Raw genomic sequence first — 22,322 nt, forward strand, 5'->3', positions numbered from 1 at the left:
ATACGCATATCAGCTGCCTGAGGAGGAAGACGATGGCACAGAAGTTAGCAGAAAATGAACTGGATATGGATTTAGGAAAAGAATCAGGCGGGGGATTTGAACGGTTTATGTTTTTCCTGATTCCGATTGTGTTCACAATCGTTCTGGTCGGGGTCCTGCTTACATTGTTCAATATGGACTTCAGAAGCGAAATGATTTCATTAGGGAACAAAATACCAGTTGTTAAAAATTGGGTACCTGAACCGAAAGATAAGGCTACACAGACGAAAGAGGCAGATCAAAAGGCTCAGTCCGAAAGTTCTGAAGCAACCATTCAGCAGTTAAAGGCAGATCTAGCCAAGCAGACGGAGGAGCTTAAAAAGGCTACCGCTGCTAAGACGACACAAGATAAAAAGGTTACTGAACTGCAGAATCAGGTCAATACGCTCCAAACGCAACAGGAACAGCAGCCACAGGCCAGTCAGCAGGGACAGGCTGGTACGCAAACTACAGGTGGAACAACAAATGAAGATCCTTATGTAAAACAGGCCAGAGATCTTGCTAGTATGTATGAAGGAATGACAGCTAGTAAAGCGGCACCGATTATGGAGAATCTGACTACGGAAGAGACTGTGCAGCTGCTAAGCTACATGGACCCTGCCAACAGTGCGAAGATTTTGCAAAAGATGGACGCTAAAAAAGCAGCCGATATTACTATGGCTCTGAAAAACGTAACGCCATCTACGGATTTGTCAGTTGCTGCGTTGCAGTCTCGTCTGAAAAAGGATCAAGGTACCACAGCTGGCACGACGAGTAAGAGTTTGCAAAGCACTCAAATCAGTAGCACATTTGCTTCCATGGACAAGAAGAGCGGTGCCGAACTTATTTTGCAAACTTACAAAATCAGTCCAGACAAGGCATTAAACATATTAAATACAGTAGATGATTCGACACGTGGTTCTTTACTACAAAATATGTCTGCCAAGGATGCGGCTCAGACCGCAAAAATTTTAAACAAACTGATGGGCAGTAAGTAATTTAAATGAAGGGAGGTGAAAAATAAATGACCCTTATTTCTCAAAGTGTATCGCTCGGCTCCAGTCAGACAGCTAGCAGTACAACGGCCTCAACAACGACTACAGCCACAGCTGCTGGAGCAACCACGGGTGCTTTTAATCAAACACTTACGCAAATGATGACAGGCGGGCAAACGGGCTCAGCAGGCACAGATGCGAACGGTTCTCCATTAGTTATGGTACTCCCGCTTATTGCGACTGGAGAATCCACGGAAGCTCCAACGGAGTCGCTGGTCGAAACACTGGCTCCTTTGCTGCAGAATCTCGAAAAGTTGGATGATCAAGTAGCTGCCGATCCTGCTCTGCTTGCAACTCTGCAAGCTTGGATTCAGCAAGTACAACAGTTTTTGCAAGGCGACGGAACAAATCAACAGTTAAACGGTGGAGAAACGACAGAGGCGACAGGCTTAACAGCCTTGGCAGCCAACCCGGCTACTCTTCGATTTGCATTGCAGGACGCTTTGTCACAACTTGCCAATGTAGCAGAGCAGGCTTCTGGAGACCAAAAGTCCCAGGTGACACAGTTGCTACAATCGCTCCAAAGCGCAACGGCAGGTAGGGGAGCAATTTCCGATGAGCAGTGGAATGGTGTAATGAAAGCTGTGGAACTTGCTGATGGTGGGGATTCACAAGCAGTTCAGCCTTCTGCAAATCGAGCAAATGGTACTCAGACCGTAGCTACAGCCACTACAGACAAACAGGTTGTTGCTTCTCAGCAGCAAGCTAGTCAGGGCGAAACTAATCAACGAGGTTCAGAAGGGCAACGTTCATCAACTAATATTCTCGTTCAGTCTGCAGTTAAGACGACTGGAGCGGATGAAGCGAGTGCATTCGTAGATGCAACTGAGCAAGCGGATTCGACAGCAACTGACAATCAGACTCCAGTGATCACGACTGCGGGACAGCTTTCGGTACAAATGCAAGGAACAACACCTTCGGCTCCGGCTCAACCAGTCGTACATGTGCGGCAATTTGCCAAGGAGATGACCGAATTTGTAGTGCAGAAACTTGACATTGTAAAACACACTGGGTTGACGGAAGCGACTATCATGCTTCGTCCAGATCATCTGGGCCAGCTGGAGGTTAAGCTGACAATGCAAAATGGTCATCTGGTTGCCCAGTTCATGACTGAGCATAGCGGAGCGAAGGATTTGCTGGAACAGCAAATGTCGCAGCTGCGTTCGAGTCTCCAGAGCCAAGGTATCCAGGTGGATAAGGTAGAAGTCACGCACAATGAGTCGCTTTCCTCCCATATGTATCAGGATGGGCGCGGATCTGGAGCTAATCAGCAGCAGCAATCCAATCAACGTTCCAAAGCTCGTGGTAGAGAAGAGAGCGAAGATGCTATCAAGGTAGCTGAAATGGCAGAGGAACTCCGTAACTGGACAGCAGAACAACGTGCAGATGATATAAATCGGACAGGCTCCTTTACAGCACAAGCGTAATGATGGAGGTGAGAACACAATGACGACGACAGACAACAATGTATCCACCAGCAACGTCTGGCCGAATTACAATGTGAACAATGTCAAAACGGCGAGTGCTAAGGATACTAAGACTATGGGTAAAGATCAATTTCTGAAAATTTTGATCACCCAGCTACAAAATCAGGATCCGATGCAGCCTTTGGAGGATAAAGAATTTATCGCTCAAATGGCCCAGTTTTCCTCAGTGGAACAACTGATGAACATTTCTACGCAGTTGAATGCATTGGGACAGTCTTTAGGTACGGCTTCCGGTTTGATAGGAAAAGAAGTCAGCTGGATTGAGGCAGGTAAAAAAGACTCCATCACAGGTGAAACAGGTGCGGGTACCGTAAAAAGTGGAATCGTGGATTCCATCGTTATTCGCGACGGTGTGCAGTATGCCAAAATGGGAGCGGCTGAGGTGGCATTAAAAGATGTAACATCAGTGAGTCAGGCTAATACAACGACTCCCGCTATAAATACATCGGATACTTCATCTTCTTCCTCTACTGGAAGCGGTGAGAACTCATGAATGATAGAATGACGGTCGGACGCCTTTTTCCCGCCAACGTGCCCCCGGCAGCAATCTCACAAAACCGAGTAAATTCGGTATCCAAGGATGCCAGACCGTTCGGTCAGGTGTTGCAGGAACAGGTGCTCAAGCTGAGCAACCATGCAGCCAAGCGTCTGGAGCAGCGGGGAATAGAGTTGAGAAGTGACCAAATGGCGAAAATTAACTCTGCTGTGGATAAAGCAGCTGCCAAAGGCGCCAAAGAATCATTGATTTTAATGCAGGATATGGCTTTGATTGTAAGTGTACCTAATCGAACAGTTGTTACCGCGATGGATAAGAAGTCCATGGAGGATAACGTATTTACGCAGATAGATAGTGCTGTGATTATTTCATAAAAATGTATATGAAGTGGCTGGCCCGAATAGGAAAGCCATGAAAAAGCCGCGGATCGACTGATGCGGTCAACTAAGCAACCAATCAGAGGAGGATTTATACTCAATGTTGAGATCAATGTATTCAGGTGTATCGGGCATGAAGGGCTTTCAAACAAAGCTGGACGTTATCGGTAACAACATTGCAAACGTAAATACTACAGGCTTCAAGTCCAGCCGAGTGATGTTCAAGGATATCTTGAGCCAAACGAGTTCAGGTGCAAGCGCACCAGACGCTACGACAACTGCAGGTCAAAATGCCAAACAGGTTGGTCTAGGCGTGTCGGTCAGCTCGATTGATACACTGCATCTTCCAGGTAGTGCAATGACTACGAACAATCCAACGGATTTGCGTATTAACGGTGACGGATTTTTCCTGGTCAAAATGAATGATGCACAGGAAGTTCCCTATCTGACTCGTGCGGGTGATTTCCACATAGATGCAAACCGGAATCTGGTTACTTCCGATGGATTTTTTGTGGGAAATTTGGATGGAGATCCAATCACACTTGAAGACAATGTTACGGCAGTCTCTATCTCACAGGATGGCACGATTGTACAGCAATTAGATGATGGTACAGTGAATAATGGCACGCAAATTGGTATAGCCAGAGTTACTAACCCGGAAGGTTTGGAGAAAATTGGAGGCAGCCTGTATCGTACAACGGTCAACTCCAACATTGATGAACTTGAGCCTGGAGCAGCCAACTCAGAGGGGCGTGGAGCTATCATCGCGGGTCAGCTGGAAATGTCCAACGTTGATCTGACAGGCGAATTTACCGAAATGATCGTAGCTCAGCGCGGATTCCAAGCGAACTCGCGTATCATTACGACCTCGGATGAAGTGCTTCAGGAAGTTGTAAACTTGAAACGATAATCTCATTTAAACGCGGAGGAGTAGAGGCTCCTCCGCACCTATCAGGAGGTTGGTATTACGATGATCCCGTTAACGCGGCTGAACGGCTCGCCTATGTGGCTTAATGCGCTGCTCATTGAGACTGTGGAGGAAACACCGGATACATACGTCACTTTGGTGACGGGGAAACGGTTGATTGTATTGGAAAAAGCGGCAGATGTCGTCTCCTTGATCAAGGGTTACAGCCGTGAAATCGGTATGCATGCCGCCACGATAAAAGTGCAACAAATGGAGGAAGACGAATGAAGAAGATGCTGCCATGGCTCATTACAATTTTACTCGCGATTACTTTGATTGCAGGCGCGGCCTTTGTACTTATACCAGCGCTTAGCGGGAAGAAGTCGGAAGTCATACCGAATGCGCAAGCTGCTCAGGCAGAACAACTTCCAAGATTGTCAGCAGATGAATTGGTGGAAGTGAGCTCTGAAATTACCGGTATCAAAACAAATCTGGCAGACGCAGATTACATTGTTCAGATGAACCTATCTTTTCAATTGAACGATGCCAAAGCAAAAGAATCTTTTGAAAAAATCAAAGACATCAGTATTAAGCCCATCGTTATTCAATTACTTGCAGACACCAAACCTGATGAGCTCAGAACGGCTAAAGGCCGGGACCAGTTCAGTGACAAGCTGACGGATCTCATCAACAAGTCGCTCCCTGAAGGTCACCTGGGGAACGCCAAAATTACAGACTTTTTGCTGGCAGCCATTTGATTCCAGGTGAACTTGTCAGGAACACGTAAGGGGGTGAATAACATTGGTGGATGTACTGTCACAAGGGGAAATTGATGCCCTTTTAGCAGCTCTTTCGTCCGGTGAAATGGATGCGGAAGAACTTAAAAAGGAAGATACCCAAAAGAAAGTTCGCGCTTATGATTTCAAAAGAGCGCTTAGGTTTTCCAAGGATCATATACGGAGTCTGACGCGGATACACGAGAACTTTGCACGGTATCTGACCACATATTTTTCAGCGCAGCTTCGTACTTTTGTCCAAATTAATGTCGTTCAGGTGGAGCAACTTCCTTATGATGAATTCATTCGCTCCATTCCGAAAATGACCATTCTAAACATTTTTGAAGCTGAACCGCTGGAAGGCCGTATGGTGCTTGAGGTTCACCCGAACGTTGCTTATGCCATGTTGGACAGGCTTCTCGGAGGAACAGGTTCGGCACCGTCAAAGGTTACTGCGTTGACCGAAATCGAGACGACGATTATGGAGCGAATTTTCAGTCGTACCTTTGATAGCCTGCAAGAGGCTTGGAAAACGGTACTGGACATTGAACCGCGCCTAGAGGCGATGGAAACAAATCCGCAGTTCATGCAGATTGTCTCGCCGAATGAAACGATTGCTCTGATTTCGCTTAGTACCAAAATTGGTGATACCACAGGGATGATTAACCTCTGTATCCCGCATGTGGTATTGGAACCTATTATGGCTAGACTGTCCACGCACCAGTGGTTTACATCCGAAAAGAAATCAAGGGCGCCCGAAGAGATTGACGCCTTGAGATTACGGGTCACCAAAGCAGAGCTCCCTATTATTGCGGAGTTGGGTGAATCCCGGATAAATGTAGCCGAGTTTCTGGGTCTTTCGGTCGGGGATGTCATTTCATTGAACAAACCTGTCAAAGAAGGACTATCCATCCGGGTAGGCGAGAAATTGAAGTTTATGGGAAGTCCCGGCATGGTAAGAGATCGTGTTGCCGTACAAATTGATGAAATTGTCAACGAAGGAGTTGAAGAAATTGACGAGTAAAGACTATTTGTCCCAGGAGGAAATCGATGCCTTGCTGAAACAGTCTGAAGCGGGGACGGATTCTACTCCCGCAGGCAAGACCGTTGACGATTTTCTGACTCCTCTGGAGCAGGATGCTCTCGGGGAAATCGGTAATATAACGTTCGGCAGCGCAGCTACGGCTCTTTCCACACTGCTCGGTCAAAAGGTGGATATTACGACACCTAAAGTTTCAATTATTACCCGTTCTGAATTTGAAACTGCATTTCCAAAGCCACACGTAGCTGTACATGTAAATTATGTCGATGGATTCGAGGGTATTAACTCACTCGTAATCAAAAAGCGTGATGCACAAGTGATAGCGGACTTAATGCTTGGTGGTGAAGGAAACCCAGCAGATGAAGAATTGAATGAAATCCACATTAGTGCTGTGCAGGAAGCGATGAACCAGATGATGGGATCGTCGGCGACCTCAATGTCTACTATGTTTAATCGTTTTGTTAATATCTCTCCACCGGGGATTGATATTTTGGATCCTATGCACGGTGATGGAGTATCCAGTCTGCCGGATGAAGAGACGCTCATCACAGTCTCCTTCCGGTTATTGATCGGGGATCTTATTGACTCTACGCTGATGCAACTGTTACCTGTTAATTTCGCCAAAAAAATGGTGAGCATCCTAATGAATGGCGGAGAGGATGAAGAACAACCGCAAGCGTCTGCACAGCAGGTAGCTGCAACAGCTGCTCCCGAAGTGCCGCAACAAGCTAGCGTTCCGCAGCAACCGCCTGCACCAGCCTATCAACAGCCACCTGCAGCCGCGCAGGCGCCGCAAGACGCAGGCTATGGACAACAACCGCCAATGTATCCTCAAGACCCGGGATATGGGCAGCAGGGCGCTCCAGGCTATGGAACACCGGGTTATGGAATGCCAGCTGGTGTACCGCCGCAAGCTCCTTACGGAACGCCTCATCACTACGGCGCAGTACCGGGACGTAATGTAAATGTACAACCTGTACAATTTTCTAACTTGCAGTCCGGTGCATTTGCGCAAGTGGATGAAAACAATTTAAATTTATTGATGGACATTCCCCTTAGAGTCACCGTAGAATTAGGAAGGACCCAAAAGCAAATTAAAGATATTCTGGAGCTCTCACAAGGTTCAATTATTGAACTAGACAAGCTTGCTGGGGAGCCGGTGGACATTTTGGTAAACAACAAACTGATTGCCAAGGGCGAGGTTGTCGTAATCGACGAGAACTTTGGTGTGCGCGTAACAGATATTGTAAGTCAATGGGACCGTATTCAAAAATTACAATAAAAGCATAATTTAGGGAGGATTTATTTCAGATGGCAAACCGTATTTTGATCGTGGACGATGCTGCATTTATGAGAATGATGATTCGGGACATCCTGTCCAAAAATGGATTTGAGGTAGTAGGAGAGGCCCAAGATGGATCACAGGCCATTGAAAAATTCAAGGAGCTTCGTCCGGACCTGATTACGATGGATATCACGATGCCTGAAATGGACGGCATTGCCGCTCTGAAGGAAATCAAACAAATTGACGCGAATGCAAAGGTTATCATGTGTTCCGCGATGGGTCAGCAAGCAATGGTTATTGATGCCATTCAAGCTGGCGCAAAAGATTTTATCGTTAAGCCTTTCCAATCGGATCGGGTTATCGAAGCCATCAACAAAACACTGGGTGTCTAAGGCGCACCCAGTATGGATACACAACAGGGTGCCTCTGACGCATTGAGTACATCCAGCAATATAGGCAACATTGCCTGGGTCCTTTTCGTGCTAATCTTTATCATCGTACTGATCGTGTACTTGATACGGTTTTTGAGTAAAAGAAATCAGAGCTGGTTCAGCAACCGCTCCGTTCGCATACTGGGAGGCGTGGGACTGGGTCCCAATAAATCCCTTCAGCTTGTTGAAGTAGGTAGCAGTGTGTACCTCATTGGTGTGGGAGAAGATATCCAGCTTGTTGACAAAGTATCCGATCCTGAAGAAGTGGAGCAAATTTTGGCCGCACTGGAGCAAGAAGCTTCTCTGCAGCGCGGCCCGATTGCCCCGCTATTCGCTAAAATTGCGGATAAGCTTCGCCGGAACAACGCGGCACAGCAGCAGCCTGAAGAGGAGACATCTTTTCACGAGATGTTTGAATCCAAGCTTCGGCAAATGCCGAATCGTAAGGATAAACTTGAAAAGCTGCGCAATGAGGAGAATACTACAGATCGGTCGGGAGATTCATGAGAAAAAAGATTATACTTGCATGTTTGCTGCTTGTCTTGTTCAGCTTCATTTCGGTGACGGCGGCCTCTGCGGAACCGATTCCGAACATTGATATTCAAGTCGGCAATTCGGACAAAGGACAGCCCGGTGCCACCTCGCTGTCTATTATTTTACTTATTACTGTCATTAGTGTAGCGCCCGCGTTGCTTGTACTTATGACAAGTTTTACACGAATTGTGATTGTGCTTGGCTTTGTGCGAACTTCGCTGGGAACCCAGCAGATGCCGCCTAATCAGGTGCTTGTTGGACTGGCTTTGTTTCTCACTTTATTCATTATGGCACCGACGTTCTCAGCTATGAATGAAACTGCGCTTCAGCCGTATCTCAAGGGGGATATAACACAGTCTCAGGCGCTGGACAAGGCATCGGTACCGATCAAGACCTTTATGTTCTCTCATACACGTGAGAAGGATCTACTGCTCTTTATGAAATACACCAAGATGGAAAAACCAAAGAATTATCAGGATATTCCACTAACGGTGATGGTTCCGGCTTATGCAATCAGTGAGTTGAAAACGGCCTTTCAGATGGGCTTTATGATTTTCATACCATTTTTAGTTATAGACATTGTAGTGTCGAGTACACTCATGGCTATGGGGATGATGATGCTACCACCGGTAATGATTTCACTTCCTTTTAAAATACTGCTCTTTGTACTTGTAGATGGTTGGTATTTGGTAGTCAAATCGTTGCTTCTAAGTTTTAACACATGAGTACTTCATGCAAGGACAGCAATCAAGGAGGACGGCAATGACTTCGGAGTTTATTATTTCCCTGGCTGGGCAAGCGGTGTACATTGTACTCAAGGTGAGCGCTCCGATGCTGATTTTGGGGCTAGTCGTGGGTTTGATTATCAGCATTTTTCAGGCGACAACCCAAATTCAGGAGCAGACACTGGCCTTTGTTCCGAAGATTGTCGCCGTATTGCTGGCATTGCTTTTGTTCGGGCCTTGGATATTGACCACATTAGTGGACTTTACGTATAACATTCTGGACAATTTGTACAAATATATAGGTTAGGCTGAATGTTATGAACATATTGTTACAAAGTTTTCCTGTTTTTTTGCTGATTTTTTGTCGGATTACCTCATTTTTTGTAGTAGCGCCTATTTTTTCGACCCGAGGTGTACCTAATATCTTTAAGGTCGGAATTTCAGGATTTCTAGCTTTGGTCGTGTATCTTACATATGGTACGCATCAACAGGTACCGACCGATGTAGCGTATGTGCTGTTAGTGGGCCGTGAAGTGCTGATTGGGTTGTTATTGGGATTTACTGCATATCTGTTCATGACAGCGATCCAAACCGCAGGTTCATTTATAGATTTACAGGTGGGGTTCGGAATGGCAAGTGTGTTTGATCCCATGACAGGGGCTTCAACGCCTTTAACAGGGAATTTTAAGTTTGCCATAGCTGTATTGTTCTTTTTAAGTATAAATGGGCACCATCATCTGCTAAATGCTATCTTATACAGCTATGATTGGGTACCGTTGACAAATGATTTTTTTGTAAAGCTGTATGGTGGCAGTGTAACTGAATTTCTGGTACGTTCTTTTGCGGAATCATTTATGCTGGCCTTTCAAATTGCTGCCCCCATTGTAGTAGCTACCTTTTTAACGGATGTGGGACTCGGTTTTTTAGCTAAAACAGCGCCACAATTCAACATTTTTGTCATTGGTGTACCTCTTAAAATTATTGTGGGACTGTTCATGTTACTGCTTCTCATGCCAAGTTTTGCTTTTATATTCGAAAGATTGTTTTCTGTGATGTTCGAATCCATGCGCAACTTGTTGGATATTATGGGTAATCGTCCTTAATGTCTGGTCTGGAGGAACGTAGTTTGTCATTTAAATATGCTATGAACCTGCAGTTGTTCTCAGGGGAAAAAACGGAAAAAGCTACACCCAAAAAGAAACAGGATGCAAGACAAAAAGGGCAGGTTGCCAAAAGCATGGAGTTGCCCGCCGCTGGTGTCCTGTTGGTTACGTTTTTTTGCCTCATGATTTTCGGCGGGTATTTTAAGGACCATGCGGTTCGACTATTTCGAGATATTTTTGTGAATCGGCTTTCTATGGAGGTAACGCCGAACACAACGCTGCTGATGATGGGCGAATATGGCGTGCAAATCTTAATTATGCTGGCACCTATTTTTATTGGGGCCATTGTCATTGGGATAGCAGCGAATTACATGCAGATCGGTTTTTTATTAACCGGAGAGGGCATTACGCCCAAGTTTAGCAAGATTGATCCGATTAAAGGATTCAAAAATATTTTTTCCATGAGGTCATTGGTTGAATTCCTGAAATCTGTTTTAAAGATGACCGTAATTGGTTATCTGGTGTACAGCGTACTCTGGAAAACAAAGGCTGACCTACCCAAACTGGCTGAAATGTCCGGCGATCAGATGTTGAGCTTTACAGCTTCATTAACGATGGAACTGGGGCTCAAAATTGGTGTGGTGCTGTTCGTTTTAGCGGTATTGGACTATATGTATCAACGTTATGAGCATGAGAAAAACCTGAAAATGTCCAAACAGGACATCAAGGATGAATACAAGAAAATGGAGGGTGACCCGCTGATCAAAGGGAAAATTCGCGAGCGTCAGCGCCGTATGGCTATGCAGCGTATGATGCAGGAGGTTCCTAATGCAGATGTCATCATTACCAACCCTACGCACTTTGCTGTGGCTTTGAAATATGACGGTTCGGAGATGGAAGCGCCGCAGATTATTGCGAAAGGGCAAGATTACGTTGCGCTCCGAATTAAAGAAATTGCCAAGCAAAACGGCGTTATAACGATGGAAAACAAGCCGCTGGCGCGGGCGCTGTTTCAAAGAGCCGAAATCGGGGATGCGATACCAGCTGATCTGTTCCAGGCCGTTGCCGAAGTGCTGGCGTATGTATATAAATTAAAAGGTAAAGTGAAATAAAGGGATCGGAGGGCTAGAGACCCGTGAAAATAAAAGAAATAACTGTCCTTGCAGGCGTCATCGGTATCGTTCTTATGATGATTCTCCCGATCCCATCATGGCTGCTGGATATCCTACTCGTCATTAATATTTCTATTGCTTTAATGATTCTACTCGTTTCTATGAATACGAAGGAAGCTTTACAGTTCTCTATTTTCCCTTCATTGCTGCTCATTACAACGTTATTTCGTTTGGCACTTAATATCTCTACAACCAAACTTATTTTAGGTGAGGGCCATGCAGGGGAAGTAGTTGCTACGTTTGGTAGTTGGATTGCAGGAGGGCAAATTGCCGTCGGTTTTGTTGTCTTTCTCATTCTCGTGGTCGTACAGTTCATTGTTATCACCAAGGGATCTGAGCGGGTTGCTGAGGTAGGCGCACGGTTTACATTGGATGCAATGCCGGGTAAACAAATGAGTATTGATGCGGATCTGAATGCAGGTTTGATCAATGAGCAGCAAGCCCGTGAACGACGCAGTAAAATCGAACGGGAAGCAGATTTTTACGGAGCGATGGATGGTGCGAGTAAATTCGTTAAAGGTGATGCCATTGCTAGTATTATCATTTTGATCATCAACTTGGTCGGTGGCTTTATTATCGGTATGGCCGTTCAGGGAAAAGGATTTCAAGAGGCGCTGTCGACTTATTCTGTCCTCACCATCGGTGACGGACTGGTCAGTCAGATTCCCGCACTGCTCATATCCACGGCGTCAGGCTTGATTGTTACGCGGGCTACGTCAGATGGCAACTTGGCAGAGGATTTAACTGGACAACTCTTTTCTTATCCAAAACTGATCTACATTGTGGCTGCCACAATTGCATTATTAGGGCTTTTCACACCTATTCATATCATTACAACTCTTCCACTGGCGATTCTGCTGTTTTTTGCGGCTCGAAGAATGCAGGGCAATATGGAGCGCAAGCAGATAGCCGATGAACAGCTGGAAGAGGAGCAACAAATTGAAGAAGTCCGTAGTCCGGAAAGTGTCATTAATTTGCTTCAGGTAGATCCAATTGAATTTGAATTTGGATACGGGTTAATTCCGCTGGCGGATACACAGCAGGGCGGGGATTTATTAGATCGGATTATTATGATCCGTCGTCAATGTGCTTTGGAACTGGGTTTGGTTGTACCGGTCATTCGTATTCGAGACAACATTCAGCTCAAACCTAACGAGTATGTAATTAAAATTAAAGGTAATACCGTGGGCGGCGGAGAGCTTCTGTTAAATCATTACCTGGCTATGAGTCCAGGATACGACGATGATTCTATTACAGGAATCGAAACGACGGAACCAGCCTTCGGATTGCCTGCGCTCTGGATTGATGAGAACACCAAGGATGTTGCGGAATTATCTGGTTATACCGTAGTTGATCCACCTTCAGTTGTAGCTACTCATCTTACGGAGACGATCAAGAAACATGCTCATGAGTTGCTTGGCAGACAGGAGACACGTTCGCTGGTCGACAATCTCAAAGAGAATTATCCAGTGCTGGTGGACGACCTTATTCCTTCTGTGCTTGCGATTGGGGATGTACAAAAAGTGTTAGCCAAGCTGTTGAAAGAAAAAATCTCCATTCGCGATATGGTGACTATTTTCGAAACACTAGCTGACTACGGTACTTATACAAAAGATCCCGACGTGCTGACTGAATATGTCCGTCAGGCGTTGTCCCGCCAGATTACGCAGCAATTTGCCCAACAAGGGGAGACGTTACGCGTTATTACAGTGGGACCAGGATTGGAAAAGAAAATTGCTGAAAGCGTACAACAGTCGGAGCAAGGTAGCTATTTGGCTCTTGACCCGGTGTCTACGCAAACGGTGTATCAAAGGATGATGGAGCAAATCAACCGCCTTATTCAATCTGGACAGCAGCCTATTGTATTAACGTCACCGACAATTCGTATGTATTTGCGGCAAGTGATGGAGCGGACGATGCAGGATGTCCCGGTGCTGTCGTACAGTGAGCTGGAGCCGAACGTTGAAATTCAAAGTGTCGGGGTGGTGAACTTATGAGAGTAAAACGATATGTAGTGGATACCATGCCAGAAGCCATGCTGCAAATCAGGGGTGACTTAGGAACAGACGCCGTCATTTTAAGTACAAAGGAAATGAAGGTCGGCGGTTTCATGGGAATGTTCAGTAAAAAGAAAATCGAAGTGGTTGCAGCGGTAGAGGAGAAGCAACCTCAAAAGCCACGACGGTTTGGACCATCTTCACAAGAGCTTGCCCGGGCGGCTTCACCTCAAATGAACGCTCCTGAACAGCCAGAAAAATCATTTATGCCTGTGGTTCCCAGACAAGCTGCTCCAGAAGCTTACCGGCGGGTAACGCAGATGACGGGTGGTTCCAAAGAAGAACAAGCTGAATTAATGATCGATGCAGAACAAGCAGCTTCAGCAACTGAGCATTTGTCATCTAGGTCTGCTAATAATCTGGAGACTACGTCTCAAGCACTTGATCATGAAGCATTACTTTCGAACATGAAATCATCCAGTGAACTGTTTAAACAGCCCATTGAAGCAAGCGTTTCAGACAAGAGCGGAGCGGAGGAAAATCAGGCTCTGCTTAATGAATTGCGGGAAATGAAAGCTATGATGACTCGGTTTTCCCGAAACTCTTCAATGGAAAGTACTTGGCCGGAGCCGCTGCAAGAGATTTGTGAGCGTGTGCTGGAACAGGAAGTGGAACGTGATTTACTGGAGTATTGGCTCGAACAGGTATATGTGCGTCGGAGTGAGCACCCTTTTGTGCCTGAAACTTTCGATTGGGAACAAACCTTTCGTGAGGAAGTGGCCAGTTTTATTCAGACAAGACTGGACAAAGGGATCTCCAAAGATACCAAAATTGTGTATGTGGCAGGTCCTACCGGAGTAGGGAAAACAACAACCATTGCCAAGTTAGCAGCAGAACAGTTGTTTAAGCATCATCGCAAAGTTGGATTTATTACTTCTGACACGTACCGGATTTCTGCCGTCGAGCAACTGCGTACATATGCTACGATTTTGAATGTACCGCTTGAAGTTGTGCAATCTCCCGGTGACGTTCACAGAGCCATGCAACGTCTGGAACATTGTGACCTGATCCTCATGGATACGGCAGGACGAAATTATCGAAATGAATTACTTGTTTCGGAACTGCAAAGTCTGCTTTCGCCTATTAATGAAAGTGAGACGTATCTGGTACTCAGCCTAACATCCAAAAGCAAAGATATGCTCAATATAACTGGACATTTCAGCAAGTTTGGTCTCGGTAAGGTTGTGTTTACTAAGATGGACGAGACAGGTAGCTGCGGTGGAATGTTTAATCTTTTGCATCAATTTCCGATGCAGCTGGCCTATATTACCAATGGACAAAATGTTCCTGATGACTTGCTTCATCCCGATACAGAAATGGTGACAAGCATGCTGCTTGGACCCAAAACATCAACAGGAGTTAACGGAGATTCCATATGAGTGACCAAGCCCAATCACTTAGACAAATGGCTTCTTCCTTGGATAAATATCGATTGCCCCCACGTAATCGTCAAGCAAAAATTATAACGATCACCAGTGGTAAAGGCGGGGTGGGCAAATCCAATTTCACGCTGAACTTTGCTCTTGCTCTGCAATCCCTTGGTCGAAGGGTACTTGTGTTTGATGCTGATATAGGTATGGCCAATATTGATGTATTAATGGGAGCCAATTCACAATACAATCTTTTTCACCTGCTAAAACGTGAGAAATCAATTGATGAAATTATTCAAACGGGTGTAGGTGGTTTGCCTTATATTGCTGGAGGATCGGGTTTGAGCGAATTGTTTACGTTATCGGATGACGATCTGAATTATTTTGCCGAAGAAGTAGAGAAAATGGCGGCAGATATGGATTATATTCTATTTGATACAGGTGCAGGTTTATCCAAAGAAAACCTTAAATTCATCACTTCAGCTGACGAATGCCTGGTTGTAACTACACCGGAACCGACGTCCTTAACAGATGCGTATGCGCTAATTAAAGTCGTCAGCGGTTTGCAAAAGGATACGGTATTCAAAATTATAGTCAATCGTGCCGATAACGATAATGAGGCCCGTCAAGTTGCCGATAAGATCGCACTGGTTGCGAAACGCTTTTTGGAGATCGATATCCCGTTGCTTGGACATATCAGTGATGATACTCATGTCATGCAAGCAGTCAAAAGGCAAGTACCATTTATGGTTGCTTTTCCGGGATGTGCGGCTTCAAGAGATGTATTGAATCTGGCACACCGTTTTGCAGCAATGCCACAGATTCCGCAATCAGGTGCATTGAGTGGAATTAAAGGGTTTATGCAAAAATGGTTGCGGCGTTCTGTACATTGATTTTGATGAGAGGAAACAGAGGTGTTTAACATGTGTGCTTACCGGGTGCTGGTTGTAGATGATTCGGCCTTTATGCGCAAAATTATTACAGATTTAATTGTAAGGGATGAGTCGTTCAACATCGTAGGTACAGCCGCCAATGGCAAAGAGGCTGTAGAGAAAGTGAAGGAATTGCAGCCCGATTTGGTCACCATGGATGTCGAGATGCCTGAAATGAATGGTCTTGAAGCATTGCCATTGATTATGGCAGCCCATCCGCTACCTGTAATTATGCTGTCAGGCATTAATGAACAAGGCATGAAGGAGACCATCATGGCTCTGGAGGCAGGAGCTTTCGATTTTATAAGAAAGCCTTCCATCGCTCATGCGCAAGATATTGAGCAAGTGAGTAAGGCGCTGCTGGAACAGATGCACACTGCTATGCAAGCAGTGCGGAGTCGTCTGGAGCGCAAGGAAGCTAATGAGCGCAAAGCTGCATTGGAACAAGCGAAAAAAACGCCACAGCAAAAGCCTCCAGGACAGGCTGTGACTGAGAAGCGATCAGGCAGTCAAGCTTCGACAGACAAGTCTCCTGTTGTTCCGCTTGCTCCTTCACCTGCTGTATCAGCTCAGCCGAAGCGTGATGTTGGCAAGTCCGCCCCGGCAGTAGCCAAGCAGGAAACTAAACGACAACAGTCTGGAACATCTGTTACAGCGGGGCGCATAGAACAGCAGCCAGCTGCTCAGCCAAGCAATAAGTCAGTCCAAGCACCTACTGTTCAGAAGAAGGAAGATTTGTCCAAGGGGATAGGACGAACACCAGGGCAACTAAACAGTACTACTACGGCCGCTGGCAAATCGCTGCATGGTAAGGATAAAGCAGGCTTGGTTAAGCCGGAGCCCCATAAGACGGTGATTTCATCAGCTACTCGTACTCCTGCGGCTGCTACGCCTCCAGTAGCGGCACCTACAGTTCCTGCCGCACCTAAGGGATTGTCACTTAAAAAAGGTGTGCACACGTCCAACTTTCGCAAACTAGTGGCGGTGGGATGTTCTACGGGCGGTCCGCGGGCGCTTAAGACGCTGTTGGAACGCATTCCTGGTGATTTTCCTGCTCCAATCGTTATCGTTCAGCATATGCCGCCAAACTTCACTCGTTCGCTGGCACAACGCTTAAACACGTTAAGTCCACTCCGAGTTGTGGAGGCTGAGCAGGGAATGACGTTGGAGACTGGAACGGCCTACATTGCCCCAGGGGGATATCAACTAAGAATTGTACCAGGAGCTGGTGGTAAATACACTGTGTCACTGAAGACGGAGGAAGCTCGCAATGGTCACCGTCCTTCCGTAGATACGATGTTTGAATCGTTGCTCTCGTTAACCTCGTTGGAGCGGCATCTAGTATTGCTCACTGGAATGGGGAGCGACGGGGCCAAAATGATGAAGAAGCTTTATGATGCTGGGGTACAATCCACATTTGCTGAAAATGAGGAAACTTGTGTAGTGTACGGAATGCCCCGCTCAGCAGTAGAGTTAAAATGTGTGCGTCACCTTCTGCCAATGCAGGAGATCGCCCCCAAGCTTGTACAAGTTGTGAAATAATCGGAGTGTAACTCATGGAGGAGGTGTCTCACAATGGACATGAACCAATATTTAAACATGTTTATTGATGAGTCGAATGATCATCTGCAATCTCTTAACGAAAAAATGCTTCAACTGGAAAGCAATCCAACTGATCTAGGTATCGTTCAGGTGATTTTCCGTTCTGCCCATACCCTCAAGGGAATGGCTGCTACGATGGGGTTTGAAGACCTAGCATCGCTTACCCACCAAATGGAAAACGTTCTTGATCTTGTACGTAACAACAAGCTGGCGATGCATGAATTTATATTCGATACCTTATTTAAGGGATTGGATGCTCTGGAGTCCATGGTGCAGCACATTACAGAGGGAGGCGACGGAAAAGCGGATGTCTCCTCTATTGTATCTTCACTACAATCCATCGTGAGCGGGGATTTCCAAAAGACCGGCGCAAATGCTGCGACTGAGGAGTCTCCATCTAAAAAAGTGGGCAAAAACGATAGTGCTGGGCTTGTTTTGGATCAGTTCCAGTATTCTGTATTGGAGCAATCTATTTCTGAAGGACATCGTGTTCACTATATACAGGTAACAATCAGCTCAGAGAGCCAGTTAAAGGCGGCGCGTGCTTTTATGGTGTTTAATACACTGGAAAACTCTGGTGAAATCGTCAAGGCCTATCCGTCGGTACAGGATATTGAGCAGGAGAAATTCGAGCAAAGCTTCTCGTTATATTACATAACGCAGAAAGAAGTTGGGGAGCTGGAAAAGGAAATCGCGGGCATCTCTGAGATTGACACTGTCTCAGTGGTACAACTAGATCAGGAATCGCTTAAACAAATGAGCGAAGTTACTGCTGGACTGGCTGAGACTGCTGCGGTACAGGAAGCTCCTGTTGCCGTGCAATCACCTGCTCCATCCCAGCCGCAGTCTTCAGCTGCGGCCTCTGTGGCTAAGGCAGCTGCAGGTAAGACGCCAGCAGCTAAGGCAGCTGCCCCTACGCATAACCGTACGATTCGTGTAGATATTGAACGTCTGGATGTACTTATGAACTTATTTAGCGAGTTGCTCATTGACCGCGTGCGGTTAGAGCAGTTGGCAAGTGAAGCTTCCAATCCAGCACTGACAGAAACGGTAGAGCACATGAGTCGTGTGAGCAGCGATTTACAAAACGTCGTTCTTAAATTGCGAATGGTACCAGTAGACACTGTTTTCAATCGTTTTCCGCGTATGGTGCGCGATCTGGCCAAATCGCTGGATAAAAAACTTGATTTGGTTATTACTGGAGCAGAGACTGAAATGGACCGCACTGTTATCGACGAAATTGGCGATCCTCTGGTGCATTTGCTTCGTAACTCCGTGGATCATGGCATTGAGTCGGTAGCCGATCGGATTGCAGCTGGTAAACCTGAGACAGGAACGGTTAACTTGCGTGCTTTTCATAGCGGAAATAACGTATTCATCGAGATTGAAGATGACGGAAATGGTATTAATCGCGATAAGGTACTAAACAGTGCTATTTCTAAAGGGATTTTGACAGCAGAGCAAGCAGCGGTCATGACCGACGAGGAAGCTTATCAGGTATTGTTTGCTCCAGGCTTTAGCACAGCTGCAGTCATTTCAGACGTATCAGGACGCGGTGTCGGTTTGGACGTTGTTAAATCCAAAATCACTGCTTTGGGTGGCAATGTTACGGTTCACTCTACACTGGGCCAAGGCACTAATTTCTCTGTGCAATTGCCGCTCACCCTATCCATTATTGCAGCCATGATGATACAGATCGGTTCTGAAAAATATGCGATCCCATTGTCCTCCATTGTGGAGACTGCGATTGTCAAACGGACACAAATTCGTTCTGTACATGGCAATAAAATGATTGCTTTCCGCGATTCTCATATCCCGCTCATCTCCTTGAGTCAGCTGTTTGAGGTACCGGACTTCAATGAAGATGAAGAAGAAGAGACAGAGGTCGTGGTCATCCGCAAGGGAGACCGTTTGGCAGCTCTTTCTGTACAGGACTTTTTGGGACAAAGTGAAATTGTCCTTAAAAATCTGGGCAAATACCTTCCAAACATCCAAGGAATTTCAGGTGCCACGATTCTGGGTGACGGTCAGGTTGCGTTGATCATTGACCCGAATGTTTTCATTAAATAATGTCTTCATCAGAAATGAAAGAAATGTGAAGTTGCTGACATCAATAAGGAGGGTTTTTAGACATGGGAGAAGAAATTAAAGTTATCGTATTTAAGCTTGGTGAAGAGGAATACGGTGTTGAAGTAGAAAAAGTCCAATCTATTGAACGCATGGTGCCGATTACACGGGTTCCAAGAACTTACGATTTTGTAAAAGGTGTATTCAACATGAGAGGCGTAGTCATTCCGGTTATTGATCTTCGTGGCCGATTTGGATTGCCTGAAGCTGAATATACCGATCAAACCCGCATCATTATCGTTGCAGTGGGCGAAATGCAAGTCGGCTTTATCGTTGATTCAGCGAATGACGTTATTGACCTGAATACTGACAATATCGAGACACCACCGGAAGTGATTGGCGGAGTTAAGGCTAAATATCTTCGCGGAGTTGCTAAAATTGGTGAAGAGCGCTTGTTGATTATGCTGAACTTGTCCGAAGTCCTGAATCGTAGCGAAATGAACCAACTGGAAGGCTTAGAGGATTAACATATGGAGAATCTTGGGAATCTCGAAGACTTCAAGTTGGATGTGTTGAAAGAAGTCGGCAACATTGGCTCGGGGAACGCTGCTACAGCGCTCTCCCGGCTTCTCAATAAACCGGTCGACATGGGTGTGCCTAAAGTACAAATGCTGCCTTTTGAGGAAATTGCCGATAAAGTCGGTGGAAATGAGCAACTTGTTGTTGCAATATTTTTTAGGGTAGAAGGGGAAGCCCCCGGCAATCTATTCTTCATATTGCAGCCTCAGGCGGCAAAAGGCTTACTTTCCCGTTTGGCGAATATTCCTTCAGATGACGAGGACAGTTTTAACGAAATGGAGCACTCAGCCCTGTCGGAGATCGGAAACATTTTAGCGGGCTCTTACCTGTCTTCGCTGGCCGATTTCACACGTTTATCCATGTATCCAACAGTCCCTGCGCTGGCGTTGGACATGGCAGGAGCAATTCTTAGCTACGGACTGCTGCAGTTTGGGCAGATGGGAGATGCTGCATTATTGATTGACACATCGTTTCTGGAAGGGCAGAATCAGATAGAGGGTCAATTTTTCCTGATTCCTGATCCAGAATCGTTCGGGAAAATCTTTAGGTCGTTAGGAGTCCCGATGAACGATGATTGAGGATAAAAGCATCATTAAAGTCGGCATGGCAGATTTAAATGTTACCAGCAATCCGAACTCGATTCGTACGACAGGACTTGGCTCCTGCGTCGGATTGACCCTCTATGATCCTCATTTGAAACTGGCAGGCATGGCACATGTGATGCTACCGTCCTCAGATATTGCGCGTGAAGGGCAGCTGAATATAGCCAAATATGCGGATACGGCGCTGCCCGAGTTATTTGAGAGGATGCTGAAATTGGGTGCAGAACGACGCAGGCTGATTGCTAAAATGGCAGGGGGAGCGCAGATGTTCGCCTTTGCTGGTAGTGGAGACACCATGCGGATTGGTCCACGTAATGTAGAATCATGCAAGGAAATGCTCGTAGATCTCGGCATTCCTTTGATTGCGGAGGACACAGGCGGCAATTATGGACGAACGATTGAGTTGGACTCTGAAACTGGCGTTTTGAATATTCGAAGCGTACAAAAAGGTGTAAAGGAATTATAAACATGTTATTTGGCAGCTTACGCATTAATCTTTGGTCTGGAGTAGTCGGATTTATTCTGACTTTTGTGTTGTCCGTTGGCAGCAATCTGCTGACCACGAGCTTAATTCGTGGCTTGATCGCCTTCGTTTTTTGGTTCCTACTTGCATTTGTGCTGCGCTGGACACTAGGTGTTGTAGCGCGGCCAGATCTGGGGAATGCCCAAAGCCGGGCAAGCTCTCAGGTAGATGGCGTAGGGGGGAATCTGGACCTGACGACACCAGACGAAAATGAAGACCTGAATGAATTGCTGAAACCGAAACCAGAGCAGACGGACGAGGGGGATAATGGTTTTGCACCTTTAAACCCACCTAAGCTGGTTTCCAACAAGGACCCTGAAGAATTGGCCAAGGCCGTTCGTCACCTGACAGACAAATAAGGAGGGTGAAGCCGATGAACGAGCGAAAAGCCGCTCATTTAAACCATTCCGAACTATGGGAACAATGGAAAGAACACGGTGACAAGGAAGCAAAAAAACAGTTAATTGAAAAGTATCTCCATATTGTGGAGTATGTGTCAGGCCGTCTTGCAGTAGGCTTGCCTAAAAATGTATCCAAGGATGATCTGGCGAGTAACGGCGTTATGGGTTTGATTGACGCTTTAGAGAAATTTGACTATGAGCGTGGTTTGCAGTTTGAGACTTATGCTTCTTGGCGTGTTCGTGGAGCGATTTTGGATGGTCTTCGTCAAGGGGATTGGGTTCCTCGTTCAGTTAGGGAAAAAGCGAAAAAAATCGAGGATGCATACCAGCATTTGGAACAAAGATATCTACGCACGGTCAGCGACGAAGAGATGAGTCATTATTTGGACGTTTCTGAGAAAGAGTTTCAAAATATGATCCAAGAGGTCGCTGTTATGTCGATTGTCTCACTGGAGGATCCGATCCGCGAAGAGGAATCGGAAACACGGCTTTCCCTTTTGGTGGACGAGAAGGCGAAAAATCCGGATCATAAGGTCAATGAATTTACACTTCGTGATGCCCTTGCACAAGGCATTGATAAATTGACTGAAAAAGAACGTATCGTTGTTTCTTTATTGTATTACGAGGATTTGTCACTCAGCGAAATCGCTGAGGTCATGTCGCTATCTCCATCGCGAATTTCACAGTTGCATTCCAAAGCAATATTACGTCTGAGAGCGACATTGGACAAACAACGGGATTTGCTAATGCGTAAAGATTAACGTACGGGAGGTTACAGTAA

Annotated in this window: 25 protein-coding genes; all 25 read left to right on the forward strand. The window is 46.0% G+C overall.

Annotated elements, in window-relative coordinates; translation table 11 throughout:
• Positions 1-32: 32 nt before the first annotated feature.
• Positions 33-1,016: a magnesium transporter MgtE N-terminal domain-containing protein gene (locus JOD82_RS06815; protein ID WP_023988189.1), complete on the forward strand. Its 984-nt coding sequence runs from the start codon at positions 33-35 to the stop codon at positions 1,014-1,016.
• A 26-nt stretch (positions 1,017-1,042) separates the two neighbouring features.
• On the forward strand, positions 1,043-2,500 hold the full coding sequence (locus JOD82_RS06820) for a flagellar hook-length control protein FliK (protein WP_069011398.1): 1,458 nt from the start codon (positions 1,043-1,045) through the stop codon (positions 2,498-2,500).
• A 19-nt stretch (positions 2,501-2,519) separates the two neighbouring features.
• On the forward strand, positions 2,520-3,053 hold the full coding sequence (locus tag JOD82_RS06825; protein ID WP_029516995.1) for a flagellar hook capping FlgD N-terminal domain-containing protein: 534 nt from the start codon (positions 2,520-2,522) through the stop codon (positions 3,051-3,053).
• Positions 3,050-3,430 (forward strand): TIGR02530 family flagellar biosynthesis protein, encoded by a 381-nt coding sequence (locus tag JOD82_RS06830; protein ID WP_039274704.1) that lies wholly within the window; start codon positions 3,050-3,052, stop codon positions 3,428-3,430. Before JOD82_RS06825 ends, JOD82_RS06830 begins: the two co-directional genes overlap by 4 nt.
• A 103-nt stretch (positions 3,431-3,533) precedes the next feature.
• On the forward strand, positions 3,534-4,343 hold the full coding sequence (gene flgF / locus JOD82_RS06835) for a flagellar basal-body rod protein FlgF (protein ID WP_016820955.1): 810 nt from the start codon (positions 3,534-3,536) through the stop codon (positions 4,341-4,343).
• A 60-nt stretch (positions 4,344-4,403) separates the two neighbouring features.
• Complete coding sequence (locus JOD82_RS06840) at positions 4,404-4,628, forward strand: flagellar FlbD family protein (protein ID WP_013309896.1); 225 nt, start codon at positions 4,404-4,406, stop codon at positions 4,626-4,628.
• Positions 4,625-5,098, forward strand: coding sequence for a flagellar basal body-associated FliL family protein (locus JOD82_RS06845; RefSeq protein ID WP_023988194.1), 474 nt, complete (start codon positions 4,625-4,627; stop codon positions 5,096-5,098). Before JOD82_RS06840 ends, JOD82_RS06845 begins: the two co-directional genes overlap by 4 nt.
• Positions 5,099-5,141: 43 nt before the next feature.
• Complete coding sequence (gene fliM, locus JOD82_RS06850) at positions 5,142-6,140, forward strand: flagellar motor switch protein FliM (RefSeq protein ID WP_029516998.1); 999 nt, start codon at positions 5,142-5,144, stop codon at positions 6,138-6,140.
• The gene (gene fliY / locus JOD82_RS06855; RefSeq protein WP_029516999.1) at positions 6,130-7,440 is read left to right on the forward strand and encodes a flagellar motor switch phosphatase FliY; all 1,311 of its coding nucleotides are present in this window, start codon (positions 6,130-6,132) and stop codon (positions 7,438-7,440) included. The genes fliM and fliY overlap by 11 nt, the downstream gene beginning before the upstream one ends.
• 29 nt (positions 7,441-7,469) lie before the next feature.
• Positions 7,470-7,835, forward strand: coding sequence for a response regulator (locus JOD82_RS06860; protein WP_010346372.1), 366 nt, complete (start codon positions 7,470-7,472; stop codon positions 7,833-7,835).
• 12 nt (positions 7,836-7,847) lie between these two features.
• Entirely contained in the window at positions 7,848-8,381 is a 534-nt protein-coding gene (locus JOD82_RS06865) for a flagellar biosynthetic protein FliO (RefSeq protein WP_029517000.1), read from the forward strand.
• Positions 8,378-9,133: a flagellar type III secretion system pore protein FliP gene (fliP, locus tag JOD82_RS06870; RefSeq protein ID WP_013309901.1), complete on the forward strand. Its 756-nt coding sequence runs from the start codon at positions 8,378-8,380 to the stop codon at positions 9,131-9,133. The genes JOD82_RS06865 and fliP overlap by 4 nt, the downstream gene beginning before the upstream one ends.
• 37 nt (positions 9,134-9,170) lie before the next feature.
• Entirely contained in the window at positions 9,171-9,440 is a 270-nt protein-coding gene (gene fliQ / locus JOD82_RS06875; RefSeq protein ID WP_007430038.1) for a flagellar biosynthesis protein FliQ, read from the forward strand.
• A 10-nt stretch (positions 9,441-9,450) separates the two neighbouring features.
• On the forward strand, positions 9,451-10,236 hold the full coding sequence (gene fliR, locus JOD82_RS06880) for a flagellar biosynthetic protein FliR (protein ID WP_023988198.1): 786 nt from the start codon (positions 9,451-9,453) through the stop codon (positions 10,234-10,236).
• On the forward strand, positions 10,236-11,348 hold the full coding sequence (flhB, locus tag JOD82_RS06885; RefSeq protein WP_039274693.1) for a flagellar biosynthesis protein FlhB: 1,113 nt from the start codon (positions 10,236-10,238) through the stop codon (positions 11,346-11,348). The genes fliR and flhB overlap by 1 nt, the downstream gene beginning before the upstream one ends.
• Positions 11,349-11,371: 23 nt before the next feature.
• Positions 11,372-13,405 carry a flagellar biosynthesis protein FlhA gene (flhA, locus tag JOD82_RS06890; RefSeq protein WP_016820963.1) on the forward strand — a complete coding sequence of 678 codons (2,034 nt, stop codon included), beginning with the start codon at positions 11,372-11,374 and terminating at the stop codon, positions 13,403-13,405.
• Positions 13,402-14,844: a flagellar biosynthesis GTPase FlhF gene (gene flhF, locus JOD82_RS06895; protein WP_069011399.1), complete on the forward strand. Its 1,443-nt coding sequence runs from the start codon at positions 13,402-13,404 to the stop codon at positions 14,842-14,844. Before flhA ends, flhF begins: the two co-directional genes overlap by 4 nt.
• The gene (locus tag JOD82_RS06900) at positions 14,841-15,728 is read left to right on the forward strand and encodes a MinD/ParA family protein (protein WP_069011400.1); all 888 of its coding nucleotides are present in this window, start codon (positions 14,841-14,843) and stop codon (positions 15,726-15,728) included. Before flhF ends, JOD82_RS06900 begins: the two co-directional genes overlap by 4 nt.
• 30 nt (positions 15,729-15,758) lie before the next feature.
• A complete protein-coding gene (locus JOD82_RS06905) occupies positions 15,759-17,309 on the forward strand; it encodes a chemotaxis protein CheB (RefSeq protein WP_029517004.1) in 1,551 nt (516 codons plus the stop codon).
• A 33-nt stretch (positions 17,310-17,342) separates the two neighbouring features.
• A complete protein-coding gene (locus JOD82_RS06910) occupies positions 17,343-19,439 on the forward strand; it encodes a chemotaxis protein CheA (protein WP_069011401.1) in 2,097 nt (698 codons plus the stop codon).
• 62 nt (positions 19,440-19,501) lie between these two features.
• On the forward strand, positions 19,502-19,963 hold the full coding sequence (locus JOD82_RS06915; protein WP_007430046.1) for a chemotaxis protein CheW: 462 nt from the start codon (positions 19,502-19,504) through the stop codon (positions 19,961-19,963).
• A 3-nt stretch (positions 19,964-19,966) separates the two neighbouring features.
• Entirely contained in the window at positions 19,967-20,593 is a 627-nt protein-coding gene (locus tag JOD82_RS06920) for a chemotaxis protein CheC (RefSeq protein ID WP_029517007.1), read from the forward strand.
• Positions 20,586-21,083, forward strand: a complete 498-nt coding sequence (locus JOD82_RS06925) for a chemotaxis protein CheD (RefSeq protein WP_010346358.1) — start codon at positions 20,586-20,588, stop codon at positions 21,081-21,083. Before JOD82_RS06920 ends, JOD82_RS06925 begins: the two co-directional genes overlap by 8 nt.
• Positions 21,084-21,085: 2 nt before the next feature.
• A complete protein-coding gene (locus tag JOD82_RS06930) occupies positions 21,086-21,499 on the forward strand; it encodes a hypothetical protein (protein WP_029517008.1) in 414 nt (137 codons plus the stop codon).
• A 14-nt stretch (positions 21,500-21,513) separates the two neighbouring features.
• On the forward strand, positions 21,514-22,302 hold the full coding sequence (locus tag JOD82_RS06935; RefSeq protein WP_013309911.1) for a FliA/WhiG family RNA polymerase sigma factor: 789 nt from the start codon (positions 21,514-21,516) through the stop codon (positions 22,300-22,302).
• Positions 22,303-22,322 lie beyond the last annotated feature (20 nt).

Origin of the sequence: Paenibacillus sp. 1182 (assembly GCF_017833915.1) — a bacterium.
GTDB classification, from domain to species: Bacteria; Bacillota; Bacilli; order Paenibacillales; family Paenibacillaceae; genus Paenibacillus; species Paenibacillus polymyxa_D.

What these genes read in the sequence shown, in the direction of transcription:
- JOD82_RS06815 (WP_023988189.1), top strand. Translation starts at nt 33, where the DNA reads ATGGCACAGAAGTTAGCAGAAAATGAACTGGATATGGATTTAGGAAAA.
- JOD82_RS06820 (WP_069011398.1), top strand. Translation starts at nt 1,043, where the DNA reads ATGACCCTTATTTCTCAAAGTGTATCGCTCGGCTCCAGTCAGACAGCT.
- JOD82_RS06825 (WP_029516995.1), top strand. Translation starts at nt 2,520, where the DNA reads ATGACGACGACAGACAACAATGTATCCACCAGCAACGTCTGGCCGAAT.
- JOD82_RS06830 (WP_039274704.1), top strand. Translation starts at nt 3,050, where the DNA reads ATGAATGATAGAATGACGGTCGGACGCCTTTTTCCCGCCAACGTGCCC.
- flgF (WP_016820955.1), top strand. Translation starts at nt 3,534, where the DNA reads ATGTTGAGATCAATGTATTCAGGTGTATCGGGCATGAAGGGCTTTCAA.
- JOD82_RS06840 (WP_013309896.1), top strand. Translation starts at nt 4,404, where the DNA reads ATGATCCCGTTAACGCGGCTGAACGGCTCGCCTATGTGGCTTAATGCG.
- JOD82_RS06845 (WP_023988194.1), top strand. Translation starts at nt 4,625, where the DNA reads ATGAAGAAGATGCTGCCATGGCTCATTACAATTTTACTCGCGATTACT.
- JOD82_RS06860 (WP_010346372.1), top strand. Translation starts at nt 7,470, where the DNA reads ATGGCAAACCGTATTTTGATCGTGGACGATGCTGCATTTATGAGAATG.
- JOD82_RS06865 (WP_029517000.1), top strand. Translation starts at nt 7,848, where the DNA reads ATGGATACACAACAGGGTGCCTCTGACGCATTGAGTACATCCAGCAAT.
- fliP (WP_013309901.1), top strand. Translation starts at nt 8,378, where the DNA reads ATGAGAAAAAAGATTATACTTGCATGTTTGCTGCTTGTCTTGTTCAGC.
- fliQ (WP_007430038.1), top strand. Translation starts at nt 9,171, where the DNA reads ATGACTTCGGAGTTTATTATTTCCCTGGCTGGGCAAGCGGTGTACATT.
- fliR (WP_023988198.1), top strand. Translation starts at nt 9,451, where the DNA reads ATGAACATATTGTTACAAAGTTTTCCTGTTTTTTTGCTGATTTTTTGT.
- flhB (WP_039274693.1), top strand. Translation starts at nt 10,236, where the DNA reads ATGTCTGGTCTGGAGGAACGTAGTTTGTCATTTAAATATGCTATGAAC.
- flhF (WP_069011399.1), top strand. Translation starts at nt 13,402, where the DNA reads ATGAGAGTAAAACGATATGTAGTGGATACCATGCCAGAAGCCATGCTG.
- JOD82_RS06900 (WP_069011400.1), top strand. Translation starts at nt 14,841, where the DNA reads ATGAGTGACCAAGCCCAATCACTTAGACAAATGGCTTCTTCCTTGGAT.
- JOD82_RS06905 (WP_029517004.1), top strand. Translation starts at nt 15,759, where the DNA reads ATGTGTGCTTACCGGGTGCTGGTTGTAGATGATTCGGCCTTTATGCGC.
- JOD82_RS06910 (WP_069011401.1), top strand. Translation starts at nt 17,343, where the DNA reads ATGGACATGAACCAATATTTAAACATGTTTATTGATGAGTCGAATGAT.
- JOD82_RS06915 (WP_007430046.1), top strand. Translation starts at nt 19,502, where the DNA reads ATGGGAGAAGAAATTAAAGTTATCGTATTTAAGCTTGGTGAAGAGGAA.
- JOD82_RS06920 (WP_029517007.1), top strand. Translation starts at nt 19,967, where the DNA reads ATGGAGAATCTTGGGAATCTCGAAGACTTCAAGTTGGATGTGTTGAAA.
- JOD82_RS06925 (WP_010346358.1), top strand. Translation starts at nt 20,586, where the DNA reads ATGATTGAGGATAAAAGCATCATTAAAGTCGGCATGGCAGATTTAAAT.
- JOD82_RS06930 (WP_029517008.1), top strand. Translation starts at nt 21,086, where the DNA reads ATGTTATTTGGCAGCTTACGCATTAATCTTTGGTCTGGAGTAGTCGGA.
- JOD82_RS06935 (WP_013309911.1), top strand. Translation starts at nt 21,514, where the DNA reads ATGAACGAGCGAAAAGCCGCTCATTTAAACCATTCCGAACTATGGGAA.